Genomic DNA, 17,922 nt, shown 5'->3' with positions numbered 1-17,922 from the left:
AGTTCTCTTTCGCTATAATTTATCCCAATATTATTACCCAAAAAGGGGAATTGTCATGGTGACAATCGAATTTTTAGGGCCGATTCAAAAAGCGGCTATAACGATGGAAGCAGCATCTTTGCGTGATGTTGCAGAGGTATTAAAACAAGACAGTGAGCTGGCGCAGTGGATTGAGAGCTGTGCTGTGGCGGTCAATGACACTCTGGTTGGATCACTCGATACACCGCTAAAAAGTGGGGATAAAGTATCCTTGCTTCCTCCTGTATGCGGAGGGTGAGTATGGTTGAACTGTATGAAGGCTCGTTGAACGTCCCCGAAATTCTGACCCGTTGGTATGCAGACGAGGCAGAACACAATTACGGTGCTTATATTCCGTTTGTCGGTACGGTACGTGAAGAGGACGGGATTGAAGGGTTAAGCTTCGATGTGTATGAACCGATTCTTACCGCATGGTTTGAAGCGTGGGTGGCTAAGGCTACTCCTATGGGAGCAACCCTGAAAATGGCGCACAGTCGAGGTGATGTTTTGGTTCACGAATCGAGCTATATAGCGGCGGTATTTTCCCCTAAAAGACGTGTAGCATTGGAGACAATCGAGAAATTTGTGGAAGATTTTAAAGCTTCGGCTCCGATATGGAAATACGATCTTAAAAATGGGGCACGCCTTTATGCGGCAGAGCGTTCAACCCCTATTTCAGGAGCAGGATTATTAGGGAGCAACGCATGATCTCCTATGAAACCTCTCAAAATATGGTGAGTTTACTCCCTATCGGTTCCCAAAAGAGCGAGCGGGTATTTCTAAGTGCGGCATTGGGGCGGATTTTGGCGGAGGACATTGTCGCTTGCGAGGATTATCCGCTTCATCCTACGTCGGCAATGGACGGATACGCAATACTTCATAGCGACTTGGCTGAATTTGATTCGTTGCTTATTATGGGAGACAATCCTGCCGGAGCGGATAGTATCGGGCATGTGACGAGCGGAATGTGTATTAAAACCTTTACCGGCTCATTAATGCCGCAGGGTGCCGATACTCTCATTCCTATCGAGAATGTTCGAGTGCAAGAGGGTGAGATTGTTATTGAAAAATCGGTTCCTCTTGGGTTTGCCGTCCGCCCTGTAGGGGAAAGCTATCGGGCTAATGAGACGTTAATTGCTAAGGGTTCAAGCATAGGCTTTGCGCAGATCGGTGTATTGGCAGGGATTAATCAGGTAATGGTGCGTGTATCACAGCGTCCTCGCGTGAGTATCATTGCGACGGGAAGTGAAATCCTTGATATCGGAGAAGAGGCACGTCACGCAGGACAAATCCGCAGTTCCAACAGCTATACACTAGAGGCTCTTGTAACACAACTCGGCGGTGAACCGGTTCAAATGGGGATCGTTGGGGATGATAAAAATGCGATAATGGAACGATTTGAAGAGGCACTTGCTTCCAGCGATATTGTTGTCAGTACCGGCGGGGTGAGTGTCGGAGATTATGATTTTGTGAAACACATTGTTCCCCGTTTGGGTGCAGAAGTGATTTTCAAAGGGGTCAATATTAAACCCGGACAGCATGTGATGCTCGCACAGCGGGGTGAGAAGTTTATTGTCTCCCTGCCGGGATTCGCTTATTCGTCTACCGTCACGTGTATCCTTTATGTAGCACCGCTACTTGCCCGAATGATGGGGTGTGTTAATCCGTATGAGCCTATCGAAGCAACCCTCAAAGTACCGTTTGCCAAACGCTCCAATAAAAGTGAATTTACCGCGTGCAATTTGAGTTTTGAAGACGGCCGATACTGGGTCGATTTTGAGGGGAAAAAGACGGGAAGTTCGGCAATTTTGACGAATCTTCTCGGAGATGCCGGACTGATGATTTGCGGTGAAGAGGATGGGGATTTGGAAGCAGGGACACTTGTTAGAGTCGTGAAACTGTAAATTAATTACAACTGCTTCGGATATTTTTCAAAAAAAGAAGAGGCTGTAAATATATTGAAGATATCTTGTTTGATCTTATTGTCTTTATCGGCGTATTCAGACCAATTAAGAAACATCAGACAATGTTTGCAAACACTCAACTTTTGGACTAGAGTTATTTGATTTGTGCTTTCAAACATTTGATCAATCAAAAACAGTTCATCGTCACCGGATGTAATAAAATATCTTAGATGACGTCCTCTTGTAATCAATTCTTGTACAGTTGGGCAGGAACTGATATGGAACTCAGAGATGATTGGATTATCATAAATATTGGTCAAACTGTAATCGACGATATACAGAAGAACCCGCTTATTATCGTAAAGCAACGTTCCATCAGGGTGTATAGTTAACTCATTGAGCGATTCGAGCTCTATTCGATCTCCTTTATGGGTCACGATAGAGTTTTGAAAAACATGGAAAAATATCGGTGCTACTAAAGGCGCTTTCATTTCACTTCGAAGATTCTCAAGCGGTTTAAAGTCCAAAAAATTTATGAGATTCATTGTTTGTCCACGATTTTGGCAACTTTATCCTCAATGTTGGTGCGAACTCTAAATTCTACCCTTTGGGATAACTGATAATCTTCACTTTCTGCGTCGGTTTTGTATATTCCTTTGCTGTTCAAGGGATGCCCAGATGAAAATCCGATTGCGCTGAAATGTTTCATCAGCCACTTTTTTTGATTTTGGGATAAATTGATTTTCTGGGATGTCATGATATATTCGAGGGTGGCTCTTGTCCTTTCTTGAGAAAGGCTCATGTTTTTAAAATAGGCCTTTTCTTTATCGGATTCCCCTTCCCACATTGAGGATGTATGTCCCTCTATCCTAATTTCTTCAATATTGTTGATGAATTGTTTAGACATCATGATTTTCATATAACGGGTAAAAAAATCATCCAAAATCTCTTTAAATCGTGGGGTCAAAGCCGATGAACCGGTAGCAAACAATATATCAGGCTGCTGGAAGCGTACGGTTAAATCTTTATCGATTACAGCTCCCCATTTGTTAAGGTCTTTGTCAAACTCTTTATTGAGTGCATGATTAAGTCCTTGGGTTGTCTCTTTGTAGATTTGGGGAACTTTAACGCTATCTTGAACTTTAATCATGTAGATGATGGAGATCAGTAAAAAGAGCATCATCAGCGACGTCATCATGTCACTTAGACTGATCCAGTAATCTTCTTTGTGATAATGTTTTTTTTGCGGTAACCGGTTCATAGACTTAACCCGCTCATCGTTGTTTTGAAGCCAATGCAACCACTTCGCGTAATTTATCGGTTAGCGGTGTGTAGTCCTGCACAAATTTGTTTGAAAGAGAGGCCAATTGCTGTCCCAATCCTTCCAATGATCTTTTTAGAGCAATTTCGAGTTCATGATCGAGGAGCGTTACTTGTTTTTGGACTTCTTCAGTAGCTTCGTTCATCCCTTTGACCAAACGTTCCGTCATATCATCGACTTTTTGACCGATAAGCGGCAGTGAATCGGATGCGGATTCCAAAAAGTTCACGAGGGATTGAATCAGGCTTTGGAGATGTTCACGCTGAAACGTTATCTCTTCCAAGGAGTGAGCCATAGCGGATACATGGGTTTCAAATTCAGCACTGTTAGAAACGACTACACTGTAATCATGAGCCTGGGCTTCCAACATCGAGGAAATTAGAGTCATCGTTTCGATTGACTGCGTCATTTGATTTTTATAGTTTTCTTGCCATATAACGGTTTTTTCGACCGCTTGATTCAGCTGTTTAAAGTTGTCTCCAAACTGTTCGCTGATTTTGTCGTTAAAATCTTTGATAACATCCTTGAGTGCTTCGATAAATGCTTTTGAATTGTTTTCCGCCATGGTCGTCGCAAAATCATGAAACTCTTGGCGTAACGCGTCACTTTGTTTATTTGACTCGTTTCGCAATAACGTGATTTGGCTTACAAGGGAAGACTCGTCCTGAGCGGCGATAGAGCTGTGCATACTTTTGATGCTTCGGAGTATTTCCACCAGTACTTCGGTTTGTTTGGCCTGATAGATAACGATATCATCAATGCTCATTCCCTCAATTTGGGTGGATTCATTGTGTTGTGTTAAATCGAAAATATCGAGAAGTTTGATCACTAAGGCAAAGAATATACCGCTGGCCGAGGCCCAAAATGCTGTTTTAATTCCGTTGAGCAATGTCGGTAAGCTTACATCCACATTATCTGCATTAAAATGGAATAAACCAATAGCTATCCCCACAAACGTAAAAAAAATACCCGTAGTGATCAAAATACTCGGAGCTAATTCTTGAATAGATTTATTTTTCCGGTTCATCATAAAAATGATAAACATCACCGTAATTAAAGCAACTCCGAAATAGGCCATATTATTGATCACAATTTTGCTCCGTTTTTAAAAGAGTATTATATCCTTTGATGTTCGAAAGAGGGAGAGGACTTTGAGTTAATGGAGTGTCACCCTTCTTGAGGATGACGATTAGGATTTATTTTACGATCTTCGCTTTAATAGCTTCTTCATCGATCATATCTTTACGATATTTTACTGCGACAATGTTTTCAGTTTCATTGATAAACCACTCCGCGATATGCTCGTGTTCCAAGCCGTTTAATTTCTCCATATCCACATGATCCATAGAGATATAAAGATGGGAAAATCGGTGCGGATTTTGCATTTTAAGGGTCCATAACAGCCATAATGTGGTGATGACGATCAGTGCAATGGTGAACACTTCGCGGCTGGAGTACTGCAATGCAATCCCTGCTGCTGCACCGCCGACAAACGTCATAAAATAAGCAAAGCCGTTGGCGATACCGAGAGCCGCCCCCTTTTGATGTACTTTGGCGTATTTGCTGATCATCGATTGAACCAATGGCTCCATCATATTAAATGCCATGAAAAAGCTGACCACTCCGGCAACGAATTCCCAGCTTTTAGTCGCAAATCCCATGAGGGTAAATGCAACGACAAAGAGGACGATGGAGATAAGGAAAATTTCACGTGGTTTGTTGTATTTTTCACCGAAAACAGCGGCGGGTCCCATCGCCAAAAGCCCCATTACCATTGCCGGTATAAACGCTTGCCAGAGATCTTTTTTATCCCATAGAAAACCGTATTCGGGTTTGGTCAGAAAGATAGGGATAAGGACGAATGAAACGGTCATAAGCCCTTTTTGCATCCCGTTGGTGATAATCATACTGAGCAAATTCGGATCTTTGAGGATATCTTTGGTCGTCGTAGTTGAATGGTAGATATGGCGAATGCGCGGAGGATTCGGGACATTTGTAAAGAGGACGACCATTGATACGATTGATAAAACAGCCGCGATCCAAAAGAGTGACGAAAATCCGAACCCTGCGGCAAGAACGGGTCCTAAAGCCATTGCAGCGGCAAAACTGATAGCGATGGTTCCTCCCATGAGTGCCATTGCATGACCCCGTTTCTCTTCGATGACCAAATCGCTGATCATGGCAGGAATGACGGCGCCGATAGCTCCCGCACCTTGTAAAAAGCGTCCCGCCATCAGTGTGTAGATGTCGGTGCTCACCGCACAGATGATCGATCCGATCAAAAAGATGACAAGACCGAGTAACAGTGTTGGCTTACGACCGATTTTATCGCTCATGATTCCGAAGGGGACTTGGAAAATAGCCTGAGTTAGGGCATATCCACCGACGATGACGCCGATGAGTAGGGGCGTGGCACTCGGAAGGTTGAGTGCGTATGCCGAGAGAACCGGAAGAACTAAAAATAGACCGAAAAATCGAAGCGAAAGAATCGCGGAGAGTGGGAGAACCGTTTTAAACACCGTACAACCTTAGATACGTTAAAATTTTCAGTATTATAATACACCCTTAGATGAAACATCGGGTAAACACTGAACGTTAAAGTCTACTGTAAGGAATGAAATGAAAATCGTCTTGGCAACGTCAAATAAAGGGAAAGTTCGTGAGATTATTGAACTCCTCCATGATCGGGAAGTTTTTCCGTATACGGATCTGATCGATGGGTTTGAGATCATCGAAGATGGCGAGACGTTTAAGGCAAATGCATTGATCAAAGCGCGCGCCGTTTATAGTGCATTGGGTGATATGGAGGCGATTGTCGTTGCCGATGATAGCGGTATCAGTGTCGATGCGTTGAATGGTGCTCCGGGGATATACAGTGCTCGCTACGGTGGAGAGGGCGCGAGTGATCGAGATAATCTTCTAAAACTTGTCGAAGCGTTAAAGGAAAAAGGGTTAATGACCTCTCCCGCTCACTACACGGCGGCTATTGCCGTGGTTTCTCGTGAAGGGGAGAGTTGCGTTCACGGGTGGATGCACGGAGATGTCATCACCACTCTTCGCGGTGAAAACGGTTTTGGGTACGATCCGATCTTTATCCCCTCAGGGTACGATAAAACGCTCGGTGAGTTGGAAAATGCAGTAAAAGTAGGACTTTCCCACCGCTCCAAAGCGCTAGAACTGGCGAAGATTTTGATCGATCAGATTAAATCACTGCGCTCTTAAGCGGGAATTTCTGCCACAAAGTAAAAGAAGATAATACCGACAACGATTCGGTAAATTGCGAACGGAACAAACGTATGACGGCTCACAAAGCCGACGAACGCTTTGACGGTTACAAAGGCAAAAACAAAAGCGGTGACAAAAGCAATGATGAGCATTGACCAATCATCCACGACAAGTTCATGGCGATGTTTGATCAGATCGTACGCGGTAGCGATAAACATGGTCGGAATTGCCAATAAAAAAGAAAATTCGGCAGCGCTTTTACGGTTGAGTCCCATAAATAATCCGCCGATGAGGGTGGCTCCTGAGCGACTTGTGCCGGGCACCATCGAAAAGCTTTGGAAAACCCCGATAGTAAAAGCTTCTTTGATGGTCAGTTCACGTAAATCTTTCCCCTCATCAATGGCTTTGTCACGACGAAAATATTCAATAATCAGAAATACCACTCCTCCAGCAATGAGCATGATACTCACCGTTTCGACACCGAAGAGAGCTTTGATATGCTTATAAAATAAAAATCCGATAACTCCGGTCGGAAGAAAAGCAATCGCAATTTTAAACCAGAGGGTTTTATCTTGCAAAAGTCTTTGTGCATACAAAAACAATACGGCTAAAATACTTCCTAACTGAATCGAGACTTCAAATGCCTTGTGTGCAGCCGTTTGTTGAAGTCCTAACAGCTGTGAGGCTAAAATGAGATGTCCGGTTGAGGAGATGGGTAAAAATTCGGTTACCCCCTCAAGGGCACCTAAAAGGAGAGAGTCAAATAACGTCATAAAAGCTCTTTTTTTGATGCAATTGTAGCATAGCCATTCCCCTTAAACCTCTCCTAACCTCCCATCCGATATAATTTGAGCATTTTGTACTCCTAATAAAGGAATTTATTGATGCTTTTGTTTACTCCAGGACCCACCCCGGTACCCGAGTCGGTACGTATTGCCATGGCCGGCGAAACACTCCACCACCGTACCCCCGAGTTTGAAGCGATTTTCGGACGAACTCGTACATTACTGTTCGAGCTTCTTGGAATGGACGAGGTGCTTATGCTCGCATCCTCCGGCACCGGTGCTATGGAGGGTGCAGTTACGAATCTGACTCAGACCAAACTTCTCTCAATTAATTCGGGAAAATTCGGTGAGCGTTTCGGTAAAATCGCGGCCGCTTACGGGATCGCCAATGTTGAGATTAAACACGAATGGGACACGCCGGCTTCGGTCGAAGAGGTTCAAGCGGCATTGAACGCTAATCCGGATATCGATGCGCTTGCGATTCAAATCTGTGAAAGTGCAGGGGGCCTTCGCCACAATGTCGAAGCGATCGCAGCGGCAGTAAAAGCGCACAATCCGTCTATCATGGTAATTGCCGATGGTATCACGGCGGTGGGTGTTGAGAAAATTGACGTGACCAATATTGACTGTTTGATCTCAGGGAGCCAAAAAGCGTTGATGCTCCCTCCGGGACTTGCAATTATGGGTCTTTCCAATGCAGCGATCGAAAAAATCGGAAGCGGCAAAGGGTATTATTTCAACCTCGCTACCGAGATTAAAAATCAGCGCAAAAATACGACGGCATGGACAGCGGCAACAACTCTTATTATTGGTCTTGAAAACATACTTGAGCGTATCAAAGCCGAAGGCGGTCTGGAGAAACTTTACAGCGATACGGCGCGTCGTGCCAAAGCGACTCGTGAGGCGATGGGTGCGATTGGTTTGCATATCTATCCAACCTCTCCGGCTGATTCGATGACCACTGTTGATGATGCTCAGGCAAAAGAGATCCGATCCCTTTTGAAAAAAGAGTATGAGACAAACGTTGCCGGCGGGCAAGACCATATCAAAGATTCGATTTTTCGTATCAACCACATGGGACTGATCGCTCCGTATGAAGCGGCATGGGTTATCAACGGGGTTGAGCTGGCGTTAGCTAAACTCGGTCGCCGTGCGTATGATGGAACCGCAAATCGCGTGTTTAACACCGTCTATTTTGGACTCTAAGATTATGGTTTTTGAACACGAAATCCCTGAGGGTTCCAAGCTCTACTTTGCCGCTACGGCAAAGACCAAGCGACGTATCGAAACCAAAGCGAGCACACTCTTAAGTGATGCGGGTTTTGAAGAGATACTAACGCCGCTTTTTTCCTATCATCAACACCAAAGTGTCTCTGACGAATGGGAATTGATCCGTTTTGGTGACAGTAAAAATCATTCGATGAGTCTCCGCGCCGATTCAACGATCGATGTGGTCCGTATACTCAATAAACGGCTTGGCGGCAATACCGAACACAAGAAATGGTTCTATATTCAGCCGGTCTACCGTTATCCTGCCGATGAGCAGTATCAAATCGGGGTAGAGATTATTGATGAGCCGAATCTCTCGGTAGCTCTCACTCAAGCAACACGGATTTTGAATGTGTTGGATATGCAGCCTCTGCTACAAATTTCTAATATTAATATCCCTCGTATCCTTACCGAAATGTTGGATCTGAATTTAGATGATTTTCGTCACGTCAACATTGAGAAAATGTTGTCTTTGAAAATTGATTGGTTAACACGTCTTGTGTACATGCAGCATGCAAGCGAGATCGATGCGGTTGTGGAGATTGTCCCCGATCCGATCAAACCCGAGTTGATGAAAATCAAAGAACTCTGCGTTGGGCTTGAATATCCTAATGTGGTTATAGCTCCCCTTTATTACGCTAAAATGCTCTATTATGATGAGCTTTTTTTCCGCGTGATCGAAGGAAATGAAATGTACGCTATGGGCGGACGTTACAAAAGTGACGAGACCGTTTCGGTCGGCTTTGCCATTTACACCGATGCGTTGATAGACGCATTACACCAATAACACAAACAGGATGAGTAGTATGAAAGCGGATTTAATCGTAGGAATTCAATGGGGTGATGAAGGAAAAGGGAAAATTGTTGATTTGCTTGCGCAAAAATACGACTGTGTTGCCCGTTATCAAGGGGGACACAATGCCGGTCACACTATTGTAGTTGATGGCAAAACTCATGCTCTTCATTTGATTCCATCAGGGATTTTGAATCCGAAAGCGATCAATATCATCGGTAACGGTGTTGTTGTTTCTCCCGAAGCGTTGATCAAAGAGATGAAACAATTCGATAATTTACTTGGACGTTTGTTTGTCAGTGAATCGGCACACATGATTTTGACGTTTCATACGTTGATCGACCAAGCAAAAGAGAAACTTCGCGGCGAAAAAGCGATCGGTACGACTGGTCGCGGTATCGGGCCTGCGTACAGTGAGAAAATTGCTCGCGCCGGATTCCGTTTGGGTGAATTGCGTGATGTTGAAACCTTGACAAGCCGTGTAATGGAATATTTTGTTCAAAACAAAGCCATATTTGAAGCATTAGAGATTGCTTTACCGTCTCGTGAAGCGTTAGTAAAAGAGTTAAACGTTTTTGCCGAAGCATTGGTTCCCTTCTTGGCCAATACGACTAAAATGGCATGGGACTTAATGGATAATGAGAAAAAAATCCTCCTTGAAGGGGCTCAGGGTACGATGCTCGATATTGACCATGGCACCTATCCCTATGTCACCAGTTCATCGACGATTTCAGCCGGTGCGTGTACCGGGCTTGGGGTCAATCCGAAAGATATCGGCAAAGTGACAGGGATAGTAAAAGCGTACTGTACCCGCGTTGGAAACGGTCCGTTTCCGACGGAAGATCACGGTGATATCGGAGAGCGTCTTCGCAAACAAGGGCATGAATTCGGTACCACCACCGGGCGTCCACGTCGTTGCGGTTGGTTTGACGCCGTAGCATGCCGCTATGCGAGCCGTTTGAACGGATGCGATGATCTCTCAATTATGAAACTCGATGTACTGGATGGTTTTGATGAAATTCAAGTATGTGTAGCGTATGAGGTGAACGGTGAAGTGATCGATTATATGCCGCTTGATCTTGAGCATGTTAAACCGGTTTATAAAACATTTGCAGGATGGGATAAAACTGAAGGTGTACGACGTTTTGAAGATCTTCCAGCTACGGCACAAGAGTATCTTCGTGCGATCGAAGAGTTGACACAAACCAAAATCGGCATGATCTCCACATCACCGGATCGAAACGACACAATAGTATTCTAGAACGTGAAATCTAAATACGCTCCGTTGGTCAAGCTCAAAAAAAAAGATCTTGACCGTGCGGAGCAAAATCTGATTGCCGCAAATAACGCTTTAGCCAATGCGTCCGGTGCACTGGATCGTGCGTATGAAACCCTCTCCACCCTCTCTTTGCCCATAAAAGGCTCCGTTAGTGAGCTGACACAGTCTCAGATGATGATCCATGCACAACATCAAACCATTGAACAATGCCGCGAGTGGCTGACATTTGCAGAAGATCAGCAGTTACAAAGGCAACAGGCATTTAAGACGGCAATGATCGATTATGAGAAGTTTAAATACCTTGAACTTCAAGAAGCTCAAGCGTATATGGTAAAAATCAAAAAAGAAGAGGCTAAAATGCTTGATGAAATTGGTATTATGACCTATAAAAGGGAATCTATATGAAAAAAATCGTTCTTTTATCTCTTTTTATGGGAAGTGTTTTATTCGGTGCACAAGCTACAAAGTCTTACGACTGTACCAAAATATTTGAAGAGCGAAAAAATGAACTTTTAGTAGAATTGGGAAGGATCGATGAACAGCGTCAATCTTTGGATGCACTCAAAAATGCAACGGAAGATTTGCTCAAGAAAAAAGAGACGATGATACAGGGCAAAGACAGCAAAGTCGATCAAAAATTACAAGAGATTAAAGCCAAAGAAGCCTCCGTAAAAAAAATGCTTGAGGATAATAAAAAAGTCCTTGATGAGATTAAAAATGTCAAAGCGGGTAAAGTTTCTCAGACCTTTGCAAAAATGAAACCGTCTGCTTCAGCAGGGATACTCTCTCAGATGTCAGCAAGTGAAGCGGCCGATATTATGAGTACCTTAAACAGTAAAGTAGTGGGACAAATATTGGGTAAAATGGATCCTAAAAAAGGGTCTGAAATTACTAATAAGCTTCGTCAACTTCCATCAAGTCAGCCGTAAAAGGTTATAAATGAAAATGTGTGGGAATGTAGATTATCAGGATGGAGCCTCTTTCTCTAGAAACTTAGCGGTTCGATTATGGGTACATTGGTGTCTGAAGGCTGTAGGGACAATGCTCTTTATGGCACTCTTTTTCACAATGTACCTTTACTTACTCAAAAACCCCTATTTTACCGTTATTCACATAGCACCCATTTTTGTCGATAATTGGATTGGTTTTAAGCCGAATTATCTTTATTTTTATCTTTCCTTATGGGTATATGTATCGCTGGTCCCTGCTCTGATGAAAAATCGAAAAGAACTCATTTACTACGGTATATATATAGGTGCCGTCTGCTTGATAGGGGTAGGTTTTTATATCCTTTTTCCAACGTCTGTACCCCAATATGCAATAGATTTACATCAGTATCCCCAATTTTCATTGCTTAAAACGATAGACACAGCTGGAAATGCTTTTCCCTCTTTACATGTAGCGACAGCTTTTTTTTCAGCTTTTTGGTTTGATTATCTGCTGATACAGATGAAGGGAAACATAGGAATCCGCATGATGAGTGCCGTGTGGTGTCTAGGGATCATTTATTCCACTATGGCGATTAAGCAGCATTTGTTCATGGATGTAATAGGGGGCTTGATACTCGGCGGGATATTGGCAGTTTTGAGCCTTCGATATCATAAGGGAAATTTTTACATTTCCGAGTCGCTATAAGGCTATTTAGAGGTGTGATAAAGTAAAATAGCGAAAAATTAAGATAGGGCTTTGCAATGAAGGTTTCACTCACCCATGTACCCCATATATCGACGCGTATCGCCGTAGACCTCAACCGGAGCGGACTAGTCACGATGACCCACGGGCTTGAAAGTGTTGCCAAAGAGGCCGAAGGTATTTTAGTTGCCAACGTTAAAAAAGAGATGGCACTTGAAGAAAAGGTTAAAGAGATCGTAAATGCCAATGAAGAGCAGATCGATTTTTACCTTGCCGATGAGCGGCAGCTATTTTTTATGATTAAGAAAAAACTCGCTCCTGAGTATGGTGTTATTTTATCCTATGAAGAGCGCTATTCGGATATTGCCCACCAAATTTTGGATGCATTGTACGAAGAAGATTTGATCCATTACGATGTGAGTGAAAATCGTATTAAAAATATCATTTATGATGCAATAACGATGTTTGTCGCCGATACGAGCGAGATTGAATCGGCTGTTTATGAAAAGATCAAAAGCTATAAACGCCGTTTGATCCCGGGTACCGATGAGTATGAGATTATGTACGAAAAATTGTACAAAGATGAACTTAACCGAAGGGGAATGGCATGATGCGTGATGTTTGGATATATCTCGAAAACGGAACTTTTCTAGAGGCTAAAAGTTTTGGAGCCGACACGACAAACGTCGGTGAAATTGTTTTTAATACGTCGATGACTGGTTACCAAGAGATTATTTCCGACCCATCCTATGCGGGGCAGTTTATCACCTTTACGATGCCTGAAATCGGCAATGTTGGTGTGAATGGCGAAGATATGGAGAGCATAAAAGCACACTGTAAGGGGATAATTGTTCGTCAATATCAAAGTAAACACTCAAATTTCCGTGCAGAAGAAGCGTTGCACACCTTTTTAGAAAAACACGGTGTTATTGGGATATGCGATATTGACACCCGTTATTTGACAAAAATGCTCCGAACGGAAGGGGCGATGATGATGATCGCTTCGACAAAAGTGTCTGACAAAGAAGAACTCAAAAAACTTCTTGATGCCTCTCCTCGTATCGAAGAGATCAATTATATTCAAGAAGTGAGTACTAAAACATCCTACGTTCATGCTCACGGAGTATATGATCCGTTTAATTTTCGTTACAACGACGTACCGGCTCCAAAAGCGCGCATTGCAGCGATTGATTTTGGGGTAAAACGCAATATTTTGAATGAATTAACCCAAGCCGGAATCGAAGTTGAAGTACTTCCGAATACCTTTAATGGCGATGAGTTGATTGCACGTTACGAGAATAAAGAGATTGACGGTGTTTTCCTCTCGAACGGGCCGGGAGATCCGTTGGTTCTTAAACAAGAACAAGAAGAGATCAAAAAGCTCATAGTGCGCCGCATTCCATTATTCGGCATTTGTCTTGGGCATCAGCTTTTGAGTATTGCTCACGGGCATGATACGCATAAACTGAAATTCGGCCACCACGGTGGAAATCATCCTGTTAAAAATGTTCAAACCGGAATGGTTGAGATTACCGCGCAAAATCATAACTATAATGTTCCTGAATCGGTTCGTGAAATCGCTGAAGTGACACATATTAATTTATTCGATAACACGATTGAAGGGCTTCGCTATAAAGATGCTCCGGTATTTTCGGTACAGCATCATCCAGAGGCAAGTCCAGGGCCAAAAGAGAGCCGATATATTTTTGGCGAATTTCTTTCATTGATTCAACGATAACTTTACCAGACTAGGGAATTGATTTCCCTAGCCCTTCATAAACTTTTTTCATCTCCGAGTGTTACTTTTCTACCCCTTATTCTGTGTATAAACTTAAATTAATCGTTAAGTTTTGATATACTGAAAAACATTTAATAATTTAAGATTCCTTAAATACTGTCGTTGCTATCATTAGAGCGTTTAATAGCCTACTTTTGTTACAAAAGTGTTAAGGGCATCTTTGATTTCACAGTTTTGCGAAGTCAGAGGTGCCCTAATAGGCTCTTATGCTTTGAATCTTTAAGGAGGTCGTAAATGGAGAATCGTCCATTGGAGTATGATTACACGGTTGCAAAGATGTTTATGCTTACAACTGTTGTACTCGGAATCGTCGGGATGCTTGTCGGCGTAATTTTGGCATGGGAAATGGCATTTCCTGCTGTTAATACGATTGCGGGATCAGGATTGGCAGAGTTCACAAACTTCAGCCGTCTTCGACCATTGCACACCGATGCAGTCATTTTTGGGTTTACCCTTAGCGGTATTTGGTCAACATGGTACTATGTAGGTCAACGTGTATTAAAAGTTTCTATGGCAGAATCAAAATTTTTGATGTTTCTTGGAAAATTACACTTTGCACTTTACCTATTGGTAGTTGTTGCGGTTGTAGGATCCCTTTTGATGGGTATTACCACTTCAAAAGAGTATGCTGAATTTGAATGGCCGATTGATATTGCAGTAGTATTGGTATGGGTTATTTGGGGTATGTCTATTTTCGGTTTGATCGGTATCCGCCGTGAAAAATCACTCTACATCTCTATTTGGTATTACATTGCAACCTTCCTTGGTATCGCTATGTTGTATCTATTCAACAATATGGAAATCCCAACGTATTTTGCTTCCGGCGGAATCGGTAACTGGTATCACTCGGTTTCAATGTACTCAGGTACGAATGATGCGTTGGTACAATGGTGGTATGGTCATAATGCGGTTGCGTTCGGGTTTACTGTACCTATCGTTGCGATGATTTACTACTTTCTTCCAAAAGAATCAGGCCAAGCGGTTTATTCGTATAAATTGTCTCTTCTTGCGTTCTGGGGCTTAATGTTTGTTTACCTATGGGCAGGCGGACACCACTTGATCTATTCAACTGTTCCTGACTGGATGCAAACAATGGGTTCAGTTTTCTCTGTTGTTTTGATCCTTCCATCATGGGGTTCTGCGATCAACATGCTTCTTACAATGAAGGGTGAATGGCAACAAGTTGCGGCAAGCCCATTGATTAAGTTCATGGTTCTTGCATCAACATTCTATATGTTCTCGACTCTTGAAGGTCCAATTCAGGCGATCAAATCGGTCAATGCATTGGCACACTTCACAGACTGGATCGTTGGTCACGTACATGATGGTGTTCTTGGATGGGTTGCTTTCATGATTATGGCATCACTTTTCCATATGGCTCCACGTGTATTCAAACGTGAGATTTATTCTAAATCATTGATGAATACTCAATTCTGGATTCAAACGCTTGGTGTTGTCCTTTATTTCACTTCTATGTGGATTGCCGGTATTACACAAGGTATGATGTGGCGTGCTCACGATGAATTCGGTAACCTTGCGTATTCATTCATCGATACCGTTGCTGTATTGCACCCGTATTTCACGATTCGTGCAGTTGGTGGTACATTGTATTTCTTAGGTATGTTCTTGTTTGCATTCAATATGTATAAAACAATGACAAGCTCTCGCCGTGTTGAAGAGAGTGAACTTCAAACTGCATCGCCTATGGGCGCATAATCAGGAGGAGGAAATATGTTTCACTGGTTAGAAAAACACCCATTCTTTTTCGCGGTAGCGGTTTTCGTTACTATCGCGTTTGCGGGACTTATCGAAATTTTGCCAAACTTCGCACAGGCGTCTCGTCCGGTTATCGGGACAAAGCCGTATAGTACGCTTGAGTTGGCTGGTCGTCATGTTTACATCAAAAATAGCTGTAATGCATGTCACTCACAATTGGTTCGCCCGTTCAAATCTGAAACTGACCGTTACGGTCATTACAGCTTGAGCGGTGAATATGCGTATGATCGCCCATTCCTATGGGGTTCAAAACGTACTGGTCCAGACTTGATGCGTGTAGGTAACTACCGTACGACAGACTGGCATGAAAATCACATGAAAGATCCTTCGGCAGTTGTCCCGGGCTCAATCATGCCGGCATATACATGGATGTTTAAAAATACTGCGGATATCGATACAGCCTATGCTGAGCAAGTAACCGTTAACAAAGTATTTAAAACTCCATATAACCAAGAACTACCAATGGCAGACGGCTCAAAAGCGACTGTTAAATTGGCGGCTACATTGGATGAAGCGAAAACAGATGCACTCGAAGAGGCAAAAGTAATTGCAGCAGACATGAAAGATCAAGATGTTAAAGATGCGGTTGCAGCGGGCAAAATCCCTGAAATCGTAGCGATTATCGCCTATCTTAACAGCATGAAATAAGGATCGAGCGTGGATATAGGTACACTTCAAGCGTATGCTTACTTTTTTTTCGTCGCCTTTTTGGTGATCGTGCTGTATTCGTACATATACCATTTGTACAGCTCACAGAGAAAAGGGAAGCGCGATTATGAAAAGTACAGCAATATCGCGCTACACGACGAGATTACTGACCAGCCGGTTGAAGAAATCTCAAAAAATGATGAAAAATAAGTAGGAGGGATAAATGAACAAGACAGTACTTGCTGCTATTATAGTTGTAATTGCAATGCTTGGCTTTACTTACCTTGCTGTCGGCTCTGCCGGTGGTATGGGCGGTGAGCATGACTGGGTTAATAAACTCGCCGTTTTAGGTGCAGTGGTCCTGGTTATTGTAACAGCATTTGTTGTTACTAAATATGTTCGTCAAATGCAGTATGACCGCGCTAGCGGTAAACTTGCTGATGAGAACTGGGATGGGATCGGAGAATATAAAAACGAACTTCCTTTTGGATGGGCGGTTATTTTCCTTGGTCTAACCATTTGGGCGATCTGGTATTTCCTTGCGGGATATCCGGTTAATGCGTATTCACAAATCGGTGAGTACAATGAAGCGGTAGCTGAACATGATGCTAAGTTCGAAGAGCAATACAAAAACATGGATGAGTCAACTCTTAAAGAGATGGGCGGATCTATCTTTATTGTACAATGTGCGCCGTGTCATGGTTTGCAAGCCGACGGTATCGACGGCAAAGCTGCCAATTTACATCACCGTATCGCTGAGAAATCAGTAAAACATGTTATTATGAACGGTGGAAACAACAATATATTAGGTACAGGTGTTCCAATGCCTGATCGTAACGGTTTAATGAATGCAAATACCGGTGCTCTTATTACAGACGCTGAAATTGATGCAGTTGCTAAATACGTTGCAGGCGGACTCAAAGGTACCGAAGGTGCGGATGTATTTGCTGGTACGTGTGCTGCATGTCACGGACCTGACGGTAAAGGTATGGAGATGGTTGCTCCAAGTATCGCTGTCTTTAACCCTACTTTGGTTGCAAATATTCTAAGTCACGGTAAAAAAGGTGCAATCGGTACAATGCCGGCATTCAACAACTTGACAGAAGTTCAAGTTAAAGCGCTTGGTGCTTATGTCACCGACCTCAGTAAATAAGGAGAGCCAGATGGAAAATCGCAGTATTTTTGCATTGGACGGAATTACTGGTATGTTGATCGCGACTGTGTTGCTTCTCTCTATCCTTGCCGGTTTAACCGTGTGGGGATTGGGTGTACAACAAGGTAGTGCGGCTAATTTTTACCAAATTGTAAATGAAAAAGAGATCAAAATGATTAGCACGGATAACGCTGCTCATCGTGTTGATGTAAAATAAGGGGTTTTAGATGGCAAGTATCATGGATAAACTCATTACAGTAGCTTTGGTGGTTTCTGCAGCGGTAACGTTGTGGGCGGTATTAACACCAAATCACCTATACG

The 17,922-nt window shown here is 43.1% G+C and carries 22 protein-coding genes; 17 read left to right on the top strand and 5 right to left on the bottom strand.

The features are described from left to right. Positions 1 to 55 precede the first annotated feature (55 nt). From WC407_RS09495 to WC407_RS09485, 3 genes are read left to right on the top strand one after another with little or no spacing between them, the layout of a single operon-like run. Positions 56 to 277, top strand: coding sequence for a MoaD/ThiS family protein (locus tag WC407_RS09495; protein WP_373022389.1), 222 nt, complete (start codon positions 56 to 58; stop codon positions 275 to 277). A 2-nt stretch (positions 278 to 279) separates the two neighbouring features. Further along, positions 280 to 726, top strand: a complete 447-nt coding sequence (locus WC407_RS09490) for a molybdenum cofactor biosynthesis protein MoaE (RefSeq protein WP_373022388.1) — start codon at positions 280 to 282, stop codon at positions 724 to 726. Next, the gene (locus WC407_RS09485) at positions 723 to 1,922 is read left to right on the top strand and encodes a molybdopterin molybdotransferase MoeA (protein ID WP_373022387.1); all 1,200 of its coding nucleotides are present in this window, start codon (positions 723 to 725) and stop codon (positions 1,920 to 1,922) included. The genes WC407_RS09490 and WC407_RS09485 overlap by 4 nt, the downstream gene beginning before the upstream one ends. 5 nt (positions 1,923 to 1,927) lie before the next feature. Here the strand turns inward: WC407_RS09485 and WC407_RS09480 are convergent, their stop codons facing one another. The 4 genes from WC407_RS09480 to WC407_RS09465 all read right to left on the bottom strand — a co-directional run bounded on the left by WC407_RS09480 (position 1,928) and on the right by WC407_RS09465 (position 5,762). Continuing rightward, positions 1,928 to 2,467 (bottom strand): hypothetical protein, encoded by a 540-nt coding sequence (locus tag WC407_RS09480; protein ID WP_373022386.1) that lies wholly within the window; start codon positions 2,465 to 2,467, stop codon positions 1,928 to 1,930. Next, complete coding sequence (locus WC407_RS09475; protein WP_373022385.1) at positions 2,464 to 3,183, bottom strand: flagellar motor protein MotB; 720 nt, start codon at positions 3,181 to 3,183, stop codon at positions 2,464 to 2,466. The genes WC407_RS09480 and WC407_RS09475 overlap by 4 nt, the downstream gene beginning before the upstream one ends. Positions 3,184 to 3,196: 13 nt before the next feature. Next, positions 3,197 to 4,333: a hypothetical protein gene (locus tag WC407_RS09470; protein WP_373022384.1), complete on the bottom strand. Its 1,137-nt coding sequence runs from the start codon at positions 4,331 to 4,333 to the stop codon at positions 3,197 to 3,199. A 106-nt stretch (positions 4,334 to 4,439) separates the two neighbouring features. After that, positions 4,440 to 5,762, bottom strand: a complete 1,323-nt coding sequence (locus WC407_RS09465; RefSeq protein WP_373022383.1) for an MFS transporter — start codon at positions 5,760 to 5,762, stop codon at positions 4,440 to 4,442. A 100-nt stretch (positions 5,763 to 5,862) separates the two neighbouring features. Between WC407_RS09465 and rdgB the strand changes: the two genes are divergently transcribed. Next, entirely contained in the window at positions 5,863 to 6,465 is a 603-nt protein-coding gene (gene rdgB, locus WC407_RS09460) for an RdgB/HAM1 family non-canonical purine NTP pyrophosphatase (RefSeq protein WP_373022382.1), read from the top strand. Here the strand turns inward: rdgB and WC407_RS09455 are convergent. Next, a complete protein-coding gene (locus WC407_RS09455; protein WP_373022381.1) occupies positions 6,462 to 7,241 on the bottom strand; it encodes an undecaprenyl-diphosphate phosphatase in 780 nt (259 codons plus the stop codon). The two genes, rdgB and WC407_RS09455, sit on opposite strands and share 4 nt — an antisense overlap. 111 nt (positions 7,242 to 7,352) lie before the next feature. Here WC407_RS09455 and WC407_RS09450 point away from each other — a divergent pair, with 111 nt between their 5' ends. The 13 genes from WC407_RS09450 to WC407_RS09390 all read left to right on the top strand — a co-directional run bounded on the left by WC407_RS09450 (position 7,353) and on the right by WC407_RS09390 (position 17,818). After that, positions 7,353 to 8,459, top strand: a complete 1,107-nt coding sequence (locus WC407_RS09450) for an alanine--glyoxylate aminotransferase family protein (RefSeq protein WP_373022380.1) — start codon at positions 7,353 to 7,355, stop codon at positions 8,457 to 8,459. Positions 8,460 to 8,463: 4 nt separating this feature from the next. Continuing rightward, positions 8,464 to 9,309 (top strand): ATP phosphoribosyltransferase regulatory subunit, encoded by an 846-nt coding sequence (locus tag WC407_RS09445; protein ID WP_373022537.1) that lies wholly within the window; start codon positions 8,464 to 8,466, stop codon positions 9,307 to 9,309. A 19-nt stretch (positions 9,310 to 9,328) separates the two neighbouring features. Beyond that, positions 9,329 to 10,576, top strand: coding sequence for an adenylosuccinate synthase (locus WC407_RS09440; RefSeq protein WP_373022379.1), 1,248 nt, complete (start codon positions 9,329 to 9,331; stop codon positions 10,574 to 10,576). 3 nt (positions 10,577 to 10,579) lie between these two features. After that, the gene (locus tag WC407_RS09435; RefSeq protein WP_373022378.1) at positions 10,580 to 10,999 is read left to right on the top strand and encodes a flagellar export protein FliJ; all 420 of its coding nucleotides are present in this window, start codon (positions 10,580 to 10,582) and stop codon (positions 10,997 to 10,999) included. Further along, a complete protein-coding gene (locus WC407_RS09430) occupies positions 10,996 to 11,523 on the top strand; it encodes a MotE family protein (RefSeq protein WP_373022377.1) in 528 nt (175 codons plus the stop codon). Before WC407_RS09435 ends, WC407_RS09430 begins: the two co-directional genes overlap by 4 nt. Before the next feature lie 10 nt (positions 11,524 to 11,533). Further along, positions 11,534 to 12,229: a phosphatase PAP2 family protein gene (locus WC407_RS09425; RefSeq protein ID WP_373022376.1), complete on the top strand. Its 696-nt coding sequence runs from the start codon at positions 11,534 to 11,536 to the stop codon at positions 12,227 to 12,229. A 56-nt stretch (positions 12,230 to 12,285) separates the two neighbouring features. Beyond that, positions 12,286 to 12,837, top strand: a complete 552-nt coding sequence (locus WC407_RS09420) for a DUF507 family protein (protein ID WP_373022375.1) — start codon at positions 12,286 to 12,288, stop codon at positions 12,835 to 12,837. After that, positions 12,837 to 13,964 (top strand): glutamine-hydrolyzing carbamoyl-phosphate synthase small subunit, encoded by a 1,128-nt coding sequence (gene carA, locus WC407_RS09415; protein WP_373022536.1) that lies wholly within the window; start codon positions 12,837 to 12,839, stop codon positions 13,962 to 13,964. Before WC407_RS09420 ends, carA begins: the two co-directional genes overlap by 1 nt. Before the next feature lie 294 nt (positions 13,965 to 14,258). Then, positions 14,259 to 15,740 carry a cytochrome-c oxidase, cbb3-type subunit I gene (gene ccoN / locus WC407_RS09410; RefSeq protein ID WP_373022374.1) on the top strand — a complete coding sequence of 494 codons (1,482 nt, stop codon included), beginning with the start codon at positions 14,259 to 14,261 and terminating at the stop codon, positions 15,738 to 15,740. Between the two features lie 15 nt (positions 15,741 to 15,755). After that, a complete protein-coding gene (gene ccoO / locus WC407_RS09405) occupies positions 15,756 to 16,448 on the top strand; it encodes a cytochrome-c oxidase, cbb3-type subunit II (RefSeq protein WP_373022373.1) in 693 nt (230 codons plus the stop codon). A gap of 9 nt (positions 16,449 to 16,457) precedes the next feature. Then, positions 16,458 to 16,658 carry a cytochrome c oxidase, cbb3-type, CcoQ subunit gene (locus WC407_RS09400; protein WP_373022371.1) on the top strand — a complete coding sequence of 67 codons (201 nt, stop codon included), beginning with the start codon at positions 16,458 to 16,460 and terminating at the stop codon, positions 16,656 to 16,658. 13 nt (positions 16,659 to 16,671) lie between these two features. Continuing rightward, positions 16,672 to 17,601, top strand: coding sequence for a c-type cytochrome (locus tag WC407_RS09395; protein ID WP_373022370.1), 930 nt, complete (start codon positions 16,672 to 16,674; stop codon positions 17,599 to 17,601). Between the two features lie 10 nt (positions 17,602 to 17,611). Continuing rightward, positions 17,612 to 17,818, top strand: coding sequence for a DUF4006 family protein (locus WC407_RS09390; RefSeq protein ID WP_373022369.1), 207 nt, complete (start codon positions 17,612 to 17,614; stop codon positions 17,816 to 17,818). Positions 17,819 to 17,922 lie beyond the last annotated feature (104 nt).

Source organism: Sulfuricurvum sp. (assembly GCF_041651515.1).
In the GTDB taxonomy this organism is placed as follows: Bacteria; Campylobacterota; Campylobacteria; order Campylobacterales; family Sulfurimonadaceae; genus Sulfuricurvum.
This window is presented reverse-complemented; position numbering and strand designations above follow the sequence as displayed.